Below are 17,607 nucleotides of genomic sequence, written 5' to 3' on the forward strand. Positions count from 1 at the left end.
GCTCACCGACCCGAGGGAGCCGGGTGGACGGTCCCGGGAGGGAGCTTCACGCCTTGGCAGATCGGGTTGGACCAACCGAGGTAGCCGCGCCCGTCGACGTAGCCGGCGTTGATCTTCGCGAACGAGAGCAGGTAGACCCCGCCGTGGTTGCCGGTGGCGGAGTCGTACACGCCGTTGGACGTCACGAGGATGCGGTCCGGGTCGCACCCGGCGTCGGCTTGAACAACGACCGAGACGTGGCCAGCGGGTCTGCCGGTGCTCCAGAAGACGAACGACCCGAGGGGCGGGCAGGCGTCGCCAGGGTGGGCGTTGCCGGTGGCGACCATGGTGTTCCAGTGGGCCTTGGCCGTGGTGTACCCGGAGCCGACGAACCCGTAGGCGCGGCAAGCAAGGCGATCGCAGAGCTGATGCCACCCAGAGGTGACGCCGACGTACGCGAGCGCCGTCTCGACGGCGGTGGCGACGTCGTGCGGGGTGCCGGGCGGCACGACGACGTCACCGGTGGTGCCGAGGTGGGGTAGGCACCCGACGCCCGAGGTATCCAGGGGGCCAGACGGCTCGGGCGTTGGGGCGATCGTGGGGCTGAGGGCATCGATCGGCAGGTCGGACTCCGTCCCAGCGTCGGTGACGGTACTCCAGTCCGCGACCCGCCGGCGCACGTTCTCGATGAAGGCCTGAGTTGTCGAGGGGAAGGTCGGGTAGGTCCGGAGCCGGGACTCGCCCGCGTTGTGGGCGATGATCAGTGCGTCGAGAACCGGCAGCGCTGATGACGGCCAGTCGGGGTGGGCGCCGCGAAGCTCGCGGACGCCGGCGAGCCGGGCGCACAGGTACTCACCACCGACGCGGGCGTGGATCGCCCCCTCCTTGACGTCCCACACGCCGTTGCTGTTCAGGTCGGCCGACCACGGGTGCCCGTAAGCACCGGCCCAGACGCTGGCGTTCATCTGGAACAGACCCCAGGTGCCGCCGTTGGAGTCGTCGGCGTAGGCGTCCGGCCGGAACCCGGACTCCTGTGCCATCACTGCGGCGATCCAGGGTTCGGGGAGGTCCGGGCAGGCCGCCTTGGTCGCCCGCACCCAGGCGCGGGCCTCCGCAGGGACGGGGGCGTCGTCGGCGAGGAAGCCTCCTGCAGAGGTCTCGATGCACGCGAGCGCCGAGCCGCCGGCACCGAGCGCGGCCATGACGGCGATGAGGGGGATGGTCAACACGCCGAGGCCAGTGGCAGTGACGATGGACCTCATCATCGGATCGCACCCCCAGCAGCCGCCGCGGTGGCGCCCTCGATGTGGCGCTGTCCGGCCCGCAGGGCGTCAGCGTCCGGCCGGCTCGGCCAGCCGCACAGGTCGATGACCACCGGGCGGACCTGGCGGAGCAGCAGCACCGCTGTGCCGAAGGGCAAGGTCCGCAGGACCGAGGGCGGCATGACCGGCACCATGCGGACCGACGTCGAAGTAGAGCGGTCGCCGGCGCGACCGCGACTGCGGGTCTCGGTGAGCTCGTCGATCTCGCCCAGGAGGCGGGCGACGTCGTCCAGGTCGCGGTACTTGGCCAGACCGCCGAGGACGACCTTGACGGTGGCGGCGTCCCAGATGGCGTCGGCGGCGTGCTCGCCCCACCGGTTGCGGGCCTGGGCCAGGGACTGCAGGACGGCGAGGGTGGTGATCCCGGACCCGCCGCCCTCGGCCATGAGCTGGGGCAGGGACGGCAGTGGGGTGAGGTTGGCGATCTCGTCCAACGCCAGCAGGAGCGGGGGGTCCAGGCGGGCGCCGGGGGAGCGGGCGGCGAGGCTGCGGGCGGTCTCCGTGATGTCTTCGACGAACGCGGCCACCAACGGGGCGCAGGACCCGGAAGTCACCGCTGACGCCAGCAGGTAGAGCGTCCCCGAGTCGCGTAGGAACCCAACGGGGTCGAACTCCTCGCCGGGGGCGGGGTCGACGGCCGCCAGCACGTCCGGGTCGGCCAGCGCGGCCAGGGACTGGCGCACGCCGAGCCAGACGGAGTCGCGGGTGCGCGGGTCGGAGTGCACGGCGGCCTCGAGGGCGTCGGCCCATCCGTTCGCGGCGTCGTCGTGCCTGTTGAGGATGGTTACGGCGTCCTCGGCCAAGGCCGGGTTCAGGGACCAGCGGTACAGGTCGACGGCGCGGCGCCCGTCCAGGGCGGCGGCGTGCAGCAGACAACGCAGCGCGGTCTCGGTCTGCCCGGCCCAGAAGTCCGAGTCCGACACGGTGCGTCCGAACCCGGCGCCGGCGGCGAGACCACGGGCCCGGACGAGAGCGGTGCGCGGCGTCTCGCAGCCTCGGACCGGGGACCAGCGCAGGCCGCCAGAAAGGCCGGCGAGGCGTTGCGGGTCGAAGATGGCGACCGGTCCCCGTCGCGCTCGAGCGTCCATCGTCACCGCGAGCGTGTCGGGTCGGGTTGACGTCGCCACGACCGGTCCCGGAGCGTCGAGGATCCACGGGATGACCACGTGCAGCCCCTTGCCCATCCGGGGAGGACCTACCAGCAGCGCGGAGTCTTCGACGGAGCACCACAGCTCGCGTCCGCGAACGCGACCCAACCGGTAGCCGAGGTCGTGAGCACCTGGGTGGTTGAGGGTCGGTCGGATGACGCGGCCTCGGCGAACCAGAGACTTGCGTCCGGCGGTCGCCTGAACCTCGCTCGGTGTTGCCAGGCCTGGAAGGTCCCGAACCCGAGACGATGCTCCGCCGGAGTCGGACCGCAGCGCGCCCACGCGCCACGCCACCACCCCCGCGCATGCGAGGACCGTGATGACCACGGCCGTCGAGGTCCAGTAGGCGGCCGGGCCGGGCAGGCCCTCCGGTGCTGGCCACGCGGCCGCGGGGTCTCTCATCGAGCCGAGCGCGCGGAGCGCGGCCAGCGGCCCGCCGTCGGGCACGGCTCGGCCCGTGACCAGGCAGGCGAGGGCCGCCCCGCACCACAAGATCGCCCCGAATGCCAGTACGGCGGACCCGGCGGCGAGCAGCCAGTTGGTGAGATCCGGTGCCATCGACGGCGCGGGAGCGCCGCCGTAGCGGGCTGGGCGGCGCGGCGGGGTCACTGGCCGACCGCCTGGGGCGCGGCCTCCAGCTCGCGAACCACGGCCAGGGCCGGGCGCCCGGCACCGGAGACAGCGTGGGGAAGTTCGCGCGCGATGCGTCGCAGGGCGCCGGTGACGAGGTGACCGGTGTCGACCAGGTCCTCGATGCGCAGACCCGGGTTGTCCGCGCCCACCTGAAGCTGGTGCGCGCCGTTGTCTGCGATGCGCTGAACCTGGTCGGCAGCGACGTCGCCGGCGGCGCGGTGCGGGGCGACCAGTCGTCCCGATTCGACTGCCTCACGAAGGTCGGGTAGGTCGGGGGCGGGCTGGTGGTGGCTCAGTCGGAGCGTTGCCTCTGCGACGGTCACGAGGTCGACGGGCTGGCCGAGTTCAGCCAGCTCGACGGTCGCGGCGTAGACGGTTCGCCAGATCGGCGTGACCACGTACGTCGGCGGGAGCCACGCGGCGACCGGTCCGATGGCGTCCGGGTGGGCGATCAACGAGCCGACGAGTGCGGCCTCGTGGGCGTGCTCGGTGACGAGGTCGCGCCGGGGGTGGGCACGCAGGTACTTGTCGGCCGACAAGCGCAGGTCGCGGCTGGACAGCGCTGCCCGCAGGCGCATCGGCGGCTCGTCGCACCCGCTCGGTTCGCCCGTGGCCAGGCTCCACCGGTTGGCGCTTGAGTCCAGCCCGGCGTCGACGACGGCGGAGGAATTGACTACTGGGGCAGGTCCGCCGCTCAGTGCCGACTGGAGCGCGCCGGCACGGAGCAGGACACCAAGGCCAGCGATCTCCCTCCGCAGCCCGGCGTCAAGGACCATGCGTGCGTACACGGCCGGGCGTGGGGCAGTCGGCGCCGCAGCGAGCAGGTCGTGGATCGCGACGATGTTGGCGCGGCGTGGACCGAGGTCCCCGAGCATCTGGGACCCGAGCTCGGAGGCGTTGAGCGGACGTCCGGCGAGGTAGTGCTCGTGGATGACTCGGTAAACGTGCGCATGCCACATGTCGGCGAAGTCGCCCGGCCGCAGCCAGGTTCCGATGACCTTGGTGGCCTCGGGGACGTAGAGCAGGGAGCCGAGGGTCGCCTGTTCGGCCAGCCGGACGGCGTCGTCGTGGTCGATCATCAGGCCACCTCCTGGGGCCGGTGCGGAGTGCCGCGCATGGCGGCGTCGGTGTCGACGATGGCGACCTCGTCGGCATGCAAGTGATGCCTCACGAGGTGGGAGCGACCGGGCATCTTCCACAGCCCGACGCCCCGAGGCAGGCCCGTCAGCACGTCCCGTTCCGGGAGGGTCAGGCCGAGCGCGCTCGCGGTGGCGGTGAGCTGGTCCGCTTCTTGTCGGTAGATGATCCGCGTCGAGCAGTCCGCCAGGAGTCCTTCGGCCAGGGCGCGGGCCTCCGACCCGGCCGCCCCGACGGCGTCGAGATCGGACAGGCGGTGCAGGACCATGAGATTCGCGATGCCGTAGGCGCGGGAGAGCTTCCACTGCGACTGCAGGCGCCGGATCAGTGGCACGGAGCGAAGCAGCCGCCACGCCTCGTCGTAGATGACCCACCGTCGCGCGGGACCACCGCCTGCCGGAGTAGTGGTCAAGGCGGCGTCGAGCCACCCAGCAGCACAGGCCATCGCCAGCTCGAGCGCTTCGTCGTCGCCGCCCAGGGCGGACAAATCGAGGACGACCATCGGTGCGTCTGTATCCAGCCGGTGCGTGGAAGGTCCGTCGAACATCCCGGCCAGGTCACCGCGGACCACGCGCCGCAATCCGTGGGCCAGGTCCCGGCCGTCGGGGTCCTGGCGTGGCGCGTCGAGGGCGTCGACGACACCGGGGACGGTGACCGTTGCTGTCGTCGATGAGGTGGTCGCGAGGCTCAGGGCGGTGTCGAGGACGGTGTGCTCGGCGGCGGATAGGTCGCGACGCAGCGCGGTCGCGGCCAGCGCCGCGAGGAGCCGCAGGCGGCGGGTGTGCGCGACAGCCGGCTCGGTGGTCGACACGTCGAGCGGGTTGAGGCGGGTGGGCGAGTCAGGGCCCAGACGCACGACGACACCGCCCACGGCACGGGCGACCGGCTCCCACTCGCCCTTCGGGTCGCCGGGGACGTAAACATGGCGCCCGGCCGCGATCGAACGCAAGGCCAGAGTCTTGGCGAGGGCGGACTTGCCCTGACCGATGACCCCGGCTAGCAGCACGTTCGGGTTGGTGAGGACCCCGGCGGCGTACAGGTCCCAGGGGTCGAAGCAGAACGGCTCCTCGGTCAGCGCGTCGGTTCCCACGAGCACGCCGGTCGCGCACGAGGGCGTCACCAGGAACGGGTAGGCCCCGGCGAGGGTGGCCGACGATGCTCGGTGCGCCGGCAGCCGCAGGGGCGGTCCGCCCGGCATCCTTCGCCGACTCACAGCACACCTCGCGCGAGTGGCAAGGCTGCGGCGGCGTGGGCGACGGCCTGCTGCCCGACCAGACGCCTCACCTCGCACATGGCCTGCGCGGCGGCGGCCTCGGTCGCCGTGCACGCCACCTCAAGTTCGTCCAGAGTCGGGGCCGTCACAGTGATCAGTCCGGTGAACCGCAGGTCACCGTGGCCAGCGACGAGCTCCGCCTCACGGCGGGACAGCTCGGCAACCTCGGCTCGGGTGGCCTCGTCCTCGATCTGACCGATCCGCACTCGTCTGGTTGCGTCGGCGGCGTGCTCGACCTTGGCCCGGCGGATCTCCCGCAGTGCCTGCGCCGTGGTGACCGGCTCGGCGATCAGGCTGACCGTGCGAGTCGTCGTGGCCGACACCAGCAGAGGATTGAGGAATGCCGGGTGCACTTCGCTGCGTGGCCACTGCACCACCCAGTAGGTGGCGTGCACCCCGGAGTCGGTGCGCAAGTGCGCCCAGTGCTCCTCGGCGCCCATCGGCCCGAGGAGGCTGGACCCGGCCGGCCGCTCGTCGTCGCCCGGGGACGTCGGCGCCGCGGAGGAGGCGTCGCGCGCGCCGACCGGGTCGTAGGTGGTGCGCAGCACCGCCCCGAGATCGCTGATGTCGACCCAGCTGTCCACCACCAGGCCGGTAGCTCGCAGCGCATCGCCGATCGCTGCGAGGTCTTGTTGCAGCGTCTCGGCCCCGGTCGCGGAGAGGCGTCGGACGCTCCCGCGTGGGCTGCGCAGGGCCACGGCGACGAAGACCTCCGGTCGGCGTGCACTGGCGGTGACGCCCTCGAGCAGCTCCGCAACGACACGCCCGGCCAAGGACGGAGTGGTGGCCGCGTTGCGCTGCCACCACGACCGCGCGGCTGCCGAGCCTCCCGCCACGGTGCGCGACAGCACTTGGACACGCAGGACGCGGGGCATCTGGCAGGTCGTCGCGAGCACGCGCCCCCAGGCACTGACCTTCGTGTCCTGGGTGGCGGCGTCGTCCAACACGAAGCCAGCGCCGCGAACGCGCGCGATCGCCGTCACCGTGCCCGCTCGCTGGTCGAGGACGAGCGCAGCAGCCAGGGTCGGCGACGCCGTCACCGAGAGCGGTCCTCGGACCCCTGGAAGCGTGAGGGCTTGCGGGGTAGGCGGGGTTGGGCGTGCGACCAGGGTGGTCGCCCCAGTCCTCGATCGTGCCTGCCAGGTGGCGACGAGGGGTAGCCAGGCCAGCAGGGGACGGCCTCGCATGTTCACCGTTGCCAGGATCGCCAGCGGTAACCAGATCGGCGCCCCGTCGATCAGCCCGGACGGCCCACCGGAGTAGACCCCGACCAACGCGACCAACAGCGCGAACCCCAGGATGCCGAGCTGGCCGAATCCCAGACCGAGGAGCACGCCCCGTTGCTCGAGCGGGCCGAAGCGCACCGTCGCGACCTCATGCGTGCTCACGACCCACCACCACCCAAGCCGCGGGGAGGCGCAGAAGCGGGACGCGCGGCCCCGGCCGTCGTCGCGGCCGGTGGCGCGGACGGCCGGACGGGGCCGGGGGTCGCGCCCCCACCGGCGGCCTTGCCAGCGCTCGCGGCCTTGCCCGCCGCCCCCGCTGCTCCGACGTGCCCGAGCAGCATCGTGGTCGCCGCGTGCTGGGCCAGGCCCCGTGTCTGCGCGCCGGCGCTGCGTGCGCCGCGGGTGATCGGCCCGGCTGCGACCGCGGAGTTCATGACCGCTGCGGCTTCCATGCCCGACCAGTGGACGAACCGCCACGTGAGCCACGGCGCGAACACGGCGATCGAGAGGAGCAGGAGGCCGACGAGCAGGTCGGACAGTCCGGCTATGCCGGGTGGTTCCGAGGCGTTCGAGGTGGAAGTGCTCGGGCCGACGCCGGAGAACGCCGACGCGCCGAGGACGAACACGACGACGATCACGAGCTTGCTGAACACGAGCGCGGCGACGATCTCGAGCCAGCGCCGGGTCCACACCCGCGTCTGGTCCCACGCCGAGCCGGCGAACGCGATCGGCGCCAGGACCGCAAGGAGGATCAGCGCAGCTTTGCGGAACAGCAGTACGCCCCACAGCAGCAGGAAGCCGATCATCATCGCCAGCCCGAACAGGATCGCCAGTCCGGGAGAGGTCGTGAGCACGGGGGCAGCGAAGTCGAAGAACCGCCCGGCCGAGGCCGCGACGCTGGTGCCGGCCGACGCCGCCACGTACTCACAAAGCTCGTCGACCGCGGTCAGCGCCACCTGAGTCACGCCCAGGGCCAACGCAGCACCGAGGATCGCCTTGCCCACGCCGACGACGGCGCGCGCGAGGCCGCCTGGCTCGCGTCGGAGCACCGAGGTGATCACTTGCAGAACGAAGAACGCCACCAGCACGGGAAGGGTGATCGTGGCGATCACTGCGACGTTGTCGCGTAGCCACGACACCGACAGGTCGATCGGCGTCAGTGCGTCCAGCGCCGTGAGAGCGCCCGTGCCGATCTGCGCGGCAGCGTCGATGAACGCCGCACCCAAGCCGCCCAGCACGTAGTCCGAGGCGCCGGCGGCCGCCGAGCCGGCGGCGTTGCTCGCCAGATCGCACAGGAACGTGATCGGACCGACGCAGGGGTCCAGGGCCAGGACCGGCATCTCAGATCGCCGAACCCAGACCGGAGAAGAACGTCACGATCGCGTTCGCCCCGCCGATCAGGAGCGCACCCCCGGCCGCGACCAGGACCCCCGTCTTGCCGCTCGAGGCGTAGGAGTAGTTGCCCTGCTGGTGCGCCACTGCCCAGATGATCACCGAGATCACCAGTCCAGCCACGCAGGCAACGAGTCCCCACGTCAGCAGCGCACCGACGATGCTGCGGACCACCGGCAGGCCGGGGAGCCCGTCCTCGTTCGGAGTGATCCCCGGATCCGCCATCGGCGCGATTCGCGCCGCCACCATGGATGCCCACATGCGCCGTACCCCCAACCCGCTCGGCCGGGCACCCGCCCCAAGCGGCGGGGTGCCTCACCAATAGGTAGGCGCAGCCGGATGCAACCTGTCGGCACGACGTCCGGCTGGTTGCGGCGGGCCTGTAGGGCCCGGGACACAGGACACTGGTTGCGCGAAGCGGCCGCGGCGGTCGAACGGTCCGGCCACGAGGCAGCCGAGAGGGTTCAGGCCGGCGAGTCGCTTCTAGCGGGTCACATTGTGTCTGCTTCGGCGATCTGTTCGGCCTGCTGGATGATCAGCTCGGTTGCCAGCGGCTCCTTGTCCGGTGGGTACCCGTGCTTGAGCAGGAGCCGCTTGATCCGGGTCCGCAACTTCGCGCGCACGGTCTCCTTGACCTGCCAGTCGGTCTTGGCGTCGTTGCGGACGATCGCGGTGAGTTCGTGCGCGATGAGCAGCATGACCTCGTCCTTCATCGCCTCGCGCGCGGACTCGTTGCTGCTCAGCGCGTCGTAGAACGCGAGCTCGTTCTCGGTCAGGCCGGTGTCTTCGCCGCGCTTGCGCTGCTCGCGTATCGCCTTCGCGATCTCGACGATCTCGGCAATGACCTGAGCGGCGTCGATCGTGCGGTTCTGGTAGCGGCTGAGCGCGTCCGACAGCATCTCGGAGAACTTGCGCCCGGCCACCACGTTGCGCCTGCCGACGACCTTGACCTCCTTGGAGATCAGGCGGCGCACTGCCTCGAGCTGCAGTGCCTTGTTTTCTGACGCGGCGAACTTTGCGCTGAACTCGTCGTCGATCACGGAGATGTCAGGCTTGTCGAGCCCGGCCTCGGCGAAGATGTCGATGACCCCGGACCCGGACACGTGCTCGCTGATGATCTGCCGCACGGCTGTGTCTAGGAGCGCCTCGCCGTCTGGGGAGCGATCAACGCTCTCGATCTTGGCGATGGACTGGCGTACGGCGTCGAAGAAGGCCACGTCGTCGCGGATCGCGGTCGCTTCGTCTGAGGTCGGCACGAGCGAGAAAAGCCGCTTCAGACGGCCGGTGTGCGCCATGAACCGCTTCTTGAGAGACGTGCCGTCCGGGGTCTCGGCTCCGAACTCCCCGGTCTGGACGTCATCACCGGTCTCCTCGACCCCGCGCTCCGACTCAAGCAGGTGGTCCACGGCCGCGGTGACCGCGTAAACGAACGCTTTGGCGCTCCCGGAGCCGAGGATGGTGACCCAGTCGATGGAGTGGAGCAGGTCGGAGACGACGGCGTGTTCGGTGAGCATCTCGGGGATCGCGGCCGATCGCACGTCCTCTCCGATGGCGCGGTCCTGCTTGTCGCGGTCGGTGTAGGTGGCCAGGGCGTCCTTGAGGTTCTCGGCGATCCCGATGTAGTCGACGATCAGCCCCGACGGCTTGTCCTTGAAGGTGCGGTTCACGCGGGTGATGGCCTGCATGAGCCCGGCCGAGCGCATCGGCTTGTCCACGTACATGGTGTGCATCGGTGGGGAGTCGAACCCGGTCAGCCACATGTCGCGCACGAGCACCAGCTCCAGCGGGTCGTTCGCGTCCGACGCACGCGCCTTCATCGCGCGGCGTTCCTGCTGGTTGCGGATGTGCGGCTGGAACGATGCCGGGTCCGTCGCGTTGCCGGTGATTACGACCTTGACGACACCAGCCTTGTCGTCGTCCGAGTGCCACTCGGGCCGTAGCGCGACGATCGCCTCGTACAGGTCGACGGCGATGCGCCGTGACATCGCCACGATCATCGCCTTGCCCGCAAGCACTTGCCGGCGTGCCTCCCAGTGCTCGACGATGTCGGCGGCGAGCTGCTTGATCCGCTTGTCCGAGCCGACGATCGCCTCGACCTTGGCCCACTTCGACTTCAGTCGCTCGGAGATGTCCTCCTCCGACCCAACGGTGGCGTCGTCGAACTCGTCGTCGATCTCCGCCTTGGCGTCCTCGGGCAGCTCGACCCGTGCCAGGCGGGGCTCGTAGTACACCTTGACCGTAACGCCGTCCTCGATGGCCTGCGTCATGTCGTAGACGTCGATGTACTCGCCGAAGATCTCCGCAGTTGAGCGATCCTTCTCGTCGATCGGTGTGCCGGTGAACCCGATGAACGAGGCCTGCGGCAGCGCGTCGCGTACGTTGCGCGCGAAGCCGTCGATGACGTCGTAGTTGGACCGGTGCGCCTCGTCGACCATCACGACAATGTTGAGCCGCTCCGACAGAAGCGGGAACGACCGGCCGGCCTCGCGGTCCTCCCTCGTTAAACCGAACTTCTGCAGCGTGGTGAAGATGATCCCACCCGACTCTCGGCCGACCAGCAGATCCTTGAGGTGCTGGCGAGACTCTGCCTTCACCGGCGCTTCTGGCAAGGGCGAGCCCGGCTTGGATGGCGCGAACGTCTCGTCGAAGAGCTGGTCATCCAGGTCGTTGCGGTCGGTCAGCACGACGAGTGTCGGGTTCTCCATCCCGGGATGGGTCATCACCTTGCCGGCGTAGTACGCCATCTCCAGCGACTTGCCCGATCCCTGAGTGTGCCACACGACACCGATGCGCCCGTCCGTCTCGACGGACTCCAGCGTCTGGTCGACCGCCTTGTTCACCGCCCAGTACTGGTGGTACTTCGCCACCGCCTTGCGCGTCTCGACGCCCTCGCCGAACGTGGCGACGAAGTGCCGCACAAGGTCGAAGAACACCTCGGGGCGGAACATGCCCCGGGTGAGCACCTCGATCTGCGGGATGCGGTGGCCGTCGACGTTCTTCGGATCGCGGATCGTGCCGTCGATAGTCTTCCATGCCGCCCAGTGGTTCCACGGCGCCGAGAATGACCCGGCCATGGCCTGGTAGCCGTCGGAGACGACGGCGACCTGGTTCCACTTGAAGACGTCCGGGATCTGAGAGCGGTAGGTCTGCAGTTGCCGGTGCGCGCCGCTGATCTTCGCGTACGCCTTCCCGATGCGCTTGAGCTCGAAGATGGCCATCGGCAGTCCGTTCACGAACAGCAGCACGTCCGGGCGGCGCACTCTCTTCGGACCCTCGATCGAGAACTGGTTGACCGCCGCCAGGTCGTTGACACGCGGGTGCTCCCAGTCGACCAGACGAGCACGGTCGGAGCGGAGGGCGCCGTCGGCGTCGTGGTACTCGACCGGAACGCCTTGGGTCAGGTAACCGTACGCAGTCCAGTTCTCCGACTCCACCGCCGGCGACTCGGTGCGCGCAACTGTGCCGACGACGTCGTCGACTGCCTGGGGCGGAAGCCCAGGGTTGAGCTGCTGGACCGCCTGGCGGAGGCGGTCGACGAGGACGACCTCACGGTAGTGCGAACGCTCCGCGGCGACCTCTCCAGGCGCGATGTCCGGACCATGGACGTAAGACCAGCCAAGCTCGCCGAGGATCGCCAGGACCCAGCGCTCAAGCTCGTCCTCCGTTAGCCCGGCCATCACGCCACCGCCAGATCCTCGGAGACGCGGACCTTGCCGGCCAGCAGTAGCGGAAGGAGCTCGTCGCGGGTGCGGGTGAGTTCCGTCATCTCGTCCTCTCGGCTCCACGCCTCGAGAATGAGGGTGCTGGCGCCGTCCGCGACCTGCTCAGGATCTGCGGGCAGCCGAATCGCGAAGTCAAGTACCGCTTCCTTCGGGAGCGCTGCGACGGTCGTTCCGGTGGCATAACCCATCGCACGCTCGCGAAACGTCGGGCCCTGAGTTTGTGCCCACAGAAACAGGCGCAGCCACCCGTCGCGCGTGAACCGCACAACACTCGTGTGGTGCGAATAGATTGCACCCACGAGAGAGGGTTGGACCAGCACGGCCCGTCCGAGGATCTCCCTACGCTGAGTTAGGTCCGTGTTGGCGATCAGCAGATCGTCCTCCAGGAGCAGATGCCGCTCCTTGAAGCACTCGCCGTAGTACTTCAGGCCGTCCTCGCTGGCCCACCCATTAGTCGTGAAGTTTGCGAGGTTCACCATCGGAACCGAGCCGACCGTGCCTCGCGCTACTAGGCCCGATCCTTTGTAGGAGAGGCCCCGCGAGAGCGTCGCTACATCCGATACGACCACCGCCCCCGCGTCTCCTCCCGACAGGATTGACTGGGCGAGGAGCACAAGCCGCGCGGCCTCGGCTCGGTTCGCCTCGATGAGGTCGTCGATCGCACCAAGCACCCCAGCGATCCGACTCTGCTCGGCCAAGCTTGGTAGCCAGATCGGCACCTTCAGCAGCCGATCGGTGGCGAGCACACCTGTTCCATGCCCAGCCGCGTGAACGAGGCCCAGGAGTTCTTGTCGGCGCCCAGCGAGCGCGTAATAGACAAACCCGGGATCTGCTCCGCTGCGCGCATTTATGGCCTTTACGTCCTGATTGAACGCAACGTCGCGCATAGCGACGCCAACTCTGATTTCTTTGTGCAGACTCATGCCCCGGACAAGCAGCAAGGTCGATCCCGCGGGTGCGATGCGCGTCCCGTTTCCGATCGCCGCTCGGGTCACGTTTCGGTCCGATGACGCGACTCTCGTCGAGGTCAGCGATGCGGCGCTGATCCATGGAATGTCGCCCCGCCAGTAGTCGCCGTTTGTCATGCTTGGCGTGCCGCCGGAGGTGAGCTCAACGACCTCTCCGAGCGGAACCCAGTTCACTTCACTCATCAGCGGGCACCAGGGACTCGAGGGCGGCCGAAACCTGTCTCTGCAGTGCTTCGCGCTTCCGAAAGCCTTCTTGGATCTGCGCAGTGAGTCGAGCAATTTTCACATCGAGTGGTTCATCGTCGTCCTCGACGTCCTCACTCCCGACGTACCGGCCGGGCGTGAGTATGTAGCCGTGGTCGGCGATTTCGACCGTCGAAACCGATCGACAAAAGCCTGCCACATCCTCGTACCGCGTATCGGCGCTCGTATCGGTGCCGCGCCAGGAGTGGTACGTGTCCGCGATGCGGAGCACGTCGTCGGTGGTGAACTCCCGCAGAGTGCGCGTCGTCATCGTTCCTAGCTTGCGGGCGTCGATGAACAGAGTCTCGTCTGTCCGCACCCTGGTCGTGCGCCCATGCCGGTTGACCGACCCCTTGCTCCGCGTGAGGAACCACAGGCACACCGGGATAGCCGTGCCGTAGAACAACTGCGGCGGGAGGGCGACGATGCACTCCACTATGTCGCCGTCGACCATCGCCCTGCGGATCTCGTCCTCGCCGTTCTGCTGCGACGACACGGACCCGTTCGCAAGGACGGTACCGACGGTTCCCGTGGGCGAGGTGTGGTGCAGGAAGTGCTGCAGCCACGCGTAGTTCGCGTTCTGCGCGGGCGGGATCCCGTACTTCCAGCGCGGGTCCTGGCGGAGTCGTGCGCCTCCCCAGTCGCTGTCGTTGAACGGCGGATTGGCGATCACGAAGTCGGCGCGAAGGTCGGCGTGCGCGTCGGCGTGGAAGGAGTCGCCCCACTGGGGGCCGAGGTTCCCCTCGATGCCGCGCAGGGCGAGGTTCATCTTCGCGAGGCGCCAGGTAGTGGGGTTGGACTCTTGACCGAACACCGAGATGTCGTTGCGTGACCCGCCGTGGGCGGCCACGAACTTGTCGGCCTGCACGAACATGCCGCCCGACCCGCAGGCGGGATCTAAGACCCGCCCGCGGTATGGCTGGAGCATCTCGACCAGCAGCTCTACTACGGATCGGGGTGTGTAGAACTCGCCGGCCTTCTTACCCTCCTTCGAGGCGAACTGGCCCAGGAAGTACTCGTACACCCGGCCCAGCACGTCCAGGCCTGAGTACTCGGCGGCGGCGAGGTCCTGGCGGGAGAACGTGTCAATGAGCCCCCCGAGGTCTTCGCTCCGAAGCTCAGCCTGTGTGTAGTTCTTCGGCAGCACGCCCTTGAGCGTCGGGTTCTCCCGCTCAATCGCGTCCATCGCGTCGTTGACGCGCTTGCCGATGTCGGCCTGCTTCGCGGCCTTGCGCAGGTCGTCCCAACGGTGACCCTCGGGGATCCAGAACACGCCCTCGGCGGTGTACTCGTCACGGTCCTCCAAGACCGACTTCTTCGCCTCGGGTGTCGGCATGAAGTAGTCGGATGACTCGTCGTCGACCAGCTTGGCCAGTTCGTTGTGGCGGACCATGAACGTGTCAGAGACGTACTTGAGGAAGATCAAACCGAGCACGACGTGCTTGTAGACGGCGGAGTCCATCTTCCCGCGGAGCTTGTCCGCGGCCGCCCAGAGCGTGGCTTCCAAACTCTCGGACTGGGTCTTCTTCTTCGGTGGCACCGTTCTCCCTCATGCAGGTCGGACAGCTTGATCCTGTCAGTTGCGCCCGACCTCCGGGAGGATGCCACGCGCGAACCGGCAGCACCCGATGTGCGCTTCCAAGCCCCGACGTCGCGGATCGTTGCGGCGTGCTCGTCGCCGCGAGTGGTGTTGGGCATGAGCACTCAAGCGACTGCGGTCCTCGTGACGCCACATAGGACCGCCGCGGTCGGCCGCGAGCCGGCGTCGCTGCACCTCAAGGCGACCGAGGACTTCGACGATGGGGTACTGGCTCGGCGTGGTGGAGACCCTCTCCATCCAGGAGGCGGCCGAGCTGCTCGGCGTGACCGCGTCAGCCGTGCTGCAGCGAGTCTCCTCAGGGTCGCTCCCCGGGCGCCGTGTCGACCGCGACTGGCGCCTCCTGCGACCCGCCAGCAAGCGCCTCGTGACGCCCAGGGATTGACGGGCGTCGCCGTGTCAGCGGGTGGTGCGACGGTATGGTCATGAACGCGCTGGACCTCATCGACATCGTCCGTCTCGTCGTGCCGCGGCGCGTCTGGGCGGCACTGAGCGCGGCCGCGGCCCTCACGCTCCTCCTGACCGCTAGCCGGAACCCGGAGCTCTTCGCGTCGATCGTGATGTGGATCGGCGAGCAGCGGACGGAGCATCTTCAGGAGCGAGTCGAGGAGATGCTGCGCGACCTAGCGAAACCTGACCTGCCGTACCGGCCACTTGGCCCACGGGCGGTCTAGGCAAGGCGGCGCCTCGCCGCCGTTCGTCCTGTCCTGGTCTCGGACGCCCGATGCGAGTTCCGGGGCGTGGGGCTGGACGCTCGCGACGTTCGCCGGAGGGCCTGAGGCGGAGAGTCTGGAGGCACGCGGGCGCTTCAGCGCCCCGATACATGAGATAGGGGCCGGACGCACTAGCGTCGGCCCCGATCCCGCCGGCCCACATGTCCGGCACTGCTGAAAGCGACACCTCGCGGCGCGCATCCCTAGCATCGGCAAACCGGATACTCGAGTCAAGCCCAGAGGGGCCGCGGACCAGATCGTTACCAAAGTTTCACCCTGCTGCGGTGAGAGCACGCGAGACGGCAACGGTCATGACGTGGAAGGCGCCGTCTGGAAGTCCGACCTTCTGTATCGGCACGACGGCGTAGAGATCGCCGGTTCTGGGTGTGTCGGAACCGGGTGGCTGGATCGTCACCTCCTGGCCCTCGGCAAGCATGCCACGGACGCGCGCGCCCGGTGAGGTCCCTCCCGTGGTCACTCGGGCAAGTGAGGGCACGGTCGAGTCCGACCAACCGGGAACCTCCTGTTGAGTCCCGAGGGGCCCCACGAGCCGCCACGATGCCTGCCGCCGCCCCGGGTCCTCCGCTACCAAGACCTCGTCACCCGGCAGGGCAGAACCGATCGGGGCGGAAAGCGCTCGGGAGGAGCCGCCCGGCAAACGGACTTCGACCCGGGTCGGTGTCTTCCAGCGCGTCACGGTTGCGATGGAGAGACCAGGGATCGGCCAGGCGGTGCTGCGGGGACGCAGCGTCAGATGCGGGAAGTCCCGGTCAGACCCACACGGCTCGAGGCCAACAACTTCCAACTCATGGCGGGCCTCTCGGTCCGTGGAGGTGTTCGAAGGCGGCGCGTCCCAGATGCCGAGCGCCCCGGAGTTGTGCCGCAGGCGGAGCCTGTTCTTGCCCTTCTCCCATGCGATCACCCGAAACTGCATGCGGTATGGAGTCGGTGCTGTGAGCCAACGGCACATCTCCTGGCGCAGGTCACGTCCGACTAAGCGGCCCAACGGGCGTTCGCAGAGCAAGCGGAGACTGCCTTCCCCCAGAAGGATCCAGGAAGCGTCCGGTCGCGTGTCTACGGTTGCGCAGGCGGCGGCGTACACGGGCACCTGAAGGTCCTGGGCGAACTGGTACGCCGGGATGAGGTCCATGTCCTCGGAGAGGACCACGATCGCTCTGGCCTGGGAACGCCCCGCAACGATGTCGTGCGCGGATCGCGCGATTTGCATTGCACAGAGGACGTCGACGAGCTTCTCCTCCAGCTCACCCTTGCGCTCGACCAGGCGTCCGTGCAGCGTGGTGCCCAACGAGCTCGCGTTCACTGCGGCGGCGTACCTCTGGTTGGTCTCGAGCGCGTGCCTCAGACGCTCGGAAACGGTGGCGTTCGGAGTTGTGGTGGTGCCGATCGCAACGTGGACCTCCACGGCCTCAAAGCCATAGCTCCGAAGAGCGGCACGTACCCCGTCGGGGAGCACCGCTCGCCCGGCTCCAAAGTGGCGTGTCGCGGCACCCCAGACATTCCGCGAGTCGACCACGACGACAGCCGGTGTCGGCCGCTCGAACGCTCCGCCAGTCACAAGGCCCCCTCTTTCCGTCCTGTGGAGGGTACTAAGTCACACGGACAGCCTCGGTCCGCGACGCGGGTGGTTCGGCCCGCATCGTTTGGTCTGTGGACATGTGGCTGGATGCTCGCGACCTTCGGTGGAGGGGCAGAGGGATCCGTGCGGTCCGGTGCGGGCGCCCCCGATGCGCTGCCCGACGCCCTCGGCGAGGTGGTCTGAGTGCTGGTCGCCGACGCCGACGCCCAGCGCCCGGCGATCACGTGATCGACGCTGCATGTCGACGTCGTCGGCCTCGCAGAAGCGCCAGGTTCTCGGCGTCCCCAGGTCTCGAGCCGTCTCCACATCAGCGGCGTAGCGGTCGAGCTCGAGGTCCGAGGGACGGAAGGGGGGTGCGGCGACGGCATGACGTGCTGTCCCTCGGCGTCGACGGGCTCGAAGTCGGTGTCACTGCCGACCGCCACGGCACGGAAGTCAAGTGTCCGAGGGCAGAAGCCGTTGTCGAATGCGACTGTCGGGGTCACTCGGAGGTCCCCGCGCGCTCGTCGTTCCACTTCGCCACGCCGCCCTGCCAGCCGTCCCAGACCGTCAGCAACTGCTCGCCGACTCGTCGGAGTCGCCACCACGGCTCCACTCCGTGGTGGAGCTGATGACCGACCTCCACGCCGCTTCTTCCGCTGGGCAGTCGCTGCGTGG

The 17,607-nt window shown here is 69.1% G+C and carries 14 protein-coding genes; 2 read left to right on the forward strand and 12 right to left on the reverse strand.

The annotated features are described in order from the left end of the window. Positions 1-2: 2 nt before the first annotated feature. From LG379_RS03475 to LG379_RS03520, 10 genes are all read right to left on the reverse strand, one after another. The gene (locus LG379_RS03475; protein WP_225753171.1) at positions 3-1,205 is read right to left on the reverse strand and encodes a transglycosylase SLT domain-containing protein; all 1,203 of its coding nucleotides are present in this window, start codon (positions 1,203-1,205) and stop codon (positions 3-5) included. 35 nt (positions 1,206-1,240) lie between these two features. Further along, positions 1,241-3,007, reverse strand: a complete 1,767-nt coding sequence (locus LG379_RS03480; protein WP_225753172.1) for a type IV secretory system conjugative DNA transfer family protein — start codon at positions 3,005-3,007, stop codon at positions 1,241-1,243. A 47-nt stretch (positions 3,008-3,054) separates the two neighbouring features. Then, positions 3,055-4,161: a DnaB-like helicase N-terminal domain-containing protein gene (locus LG379_RS03485; RefSeq protein ID WP_225753173.1), complete on the reverse strand. Its 1,107-nt coding sequence runs from the start codon at positions 4,159-4,161 to the stop codon at positions 3,055-3,057. After that, positions 4,161-5,339, reverse strand: coding sequence for an ATP-binding protein (locus LG379_RS03490; protein WP_225753174.1), 1,179 nt, complete (start codon positions 5,337-5,339; stop codon positions 4,161-4,163). Before LG379_RS03490 ends, LG379_RS03485 begins: the two co-directional genes overlap by 1 nt. 89 nt (positions 5,340-5,428) lie before the next feature. After that, a complete protein-coding gene (locus LG379_RS03495; protein ID WP_225753175.1) occupies positions 5,429-6,880 on the reverse strand; it encodes an SCO6880 family protein in 1,452 nt (483 codons plus the stop codon). Next, positions 6,877-8,058 (reverse strand): conjugal transfer protein TrbL family protein, encoded by a 1,182-nt coding sequence (locus tag LG379_RS03500; RefSeq protein ID WP_225753176.1) that lies wholly within the window; start codon positions 8,056-8,058, stop codon positions 6,877-6,879. The genes LG379_RS03495 and LG379_RS03500 overlap by 4 nt, the downstream gene beginning before the upstream one ends. Before the next feature lies 1 nt (position 8,059). Then, on the reverse strand, positions 8,060-8,335 hold the full coding sequence (locus tag LG379_RS03505) for a DUF6112 family protein (RefSeq protein WP_225753177.1): 276 nt from the start codon (positions 8,333-8,335) through the stop codon (positions 8,060-8,062). Between the two features lie 266 nt (positions 8,336-8,601). Next, entirely contained in the window at positions 8,602-11,787 is a 3,186-nt protein-coding gene (locus LG379_RS03510) for a type I restriction endonuclease subunit R (protein ID WP_225753178.1), read from the reverse strand. Further along, complete coding sequence (locus LG379_RS03515) at positions 11,787-12,983, reverse strand: restriction endonuclease subunit S (protein WP_225753179.1); 1,197 nt, start codon at positions 12,981-12,983, stop codon at positions 11,787-11,789. The genes LG379_RS03510 and LG379_RS03515 overlap by 1 nt, the downstream gene beginning before the upstream one ends. Further along, positions 12,976-14,583 (reverse strand): class I SAM-dependent DNA methyltransferase, encoded by a 1,608-nt coding sequence (locus LG379_RS03520; RefSeq protein ID WP_225753180.1) that lies wholly within the window; start codon positions 14,581-14,583, stop codon positions 12,976-12,978. The genes LG379_RS03515 and LG379_RS03520 overlap by 8 nt, the downstream gene beginning before the upstream one ends. A gap of 259 nt (positions 14,584-14,842) precedes the next feature. Here LG379_RS03520 and LG379_RS03525 point away from each other — a divergent pair, with 259 nt between their 5' ends. Further along, positions 14,843-15,025 carry a helix-turn-helix domain-containing protein gene (locus LG379_RS03525; RefSeq protein WP_225753181.1) on the forward strand — a complete coding sequence of 61 codons (183 nt, stop codon included), beginning with the start codon at positions 14,843-14,845 and terminating at the stop codon, positions 15,023-15,025. Between the two features lie 40 nt (positions 15,026-15,065). Further along, positions 15,066-15,314, forward strand: a complete 249-nt coding sequence (locus LG379_RS03530) for a hypothetical protein (RefSeq protein WP_225753182.1) — start codon at positions 15,066-15,068, stop codon at positions 15,312-15,314. A gap of 310 nt (positions 15,315-15,624) precedes the next feature. Here the strand turns inward: LG379_RS03530 and LG379_RS03535 are convergent, their stop codons facing one another. Both LG379_RS03535 and LG379_RS03540 read right to left on the reverse strand, forming a co-directional pair. Further along, on the reverse strand, positions 15,625-16,776 hold the full coding sequence (locus LG379_RS03535) for a hypothetical protein (protein ID WP_225753183.1): 1,152 nt from the start codon (positions 16,774-16,776) through the stop codon (positions 15,625-15,627). A gap of 655 nt (positions 16,777-17,431) precedes the next feature. Beyond that, complete coding sequence (locus LG379_RS03540; protein ID WP_225753184.1) at positions 17,432-17,575, reverse strand: hypothetical protein; 144 nt, start codon at positions 17,573-17,575, stop codon at positions 17,432-17,434. Positions 17,576-17,607 lie beyond the last annotated feature (32 nt).

The organism is Actinotalea sp. Marseille-Q4924 (assembly GCF_916618755.1).
In the GTDB taxonomy this organism is placed as follows: Bacteria; Actinomycetota; Actinomycetes; order Actinomycetales; family Cellulomonadaceae; genus Actinotalea.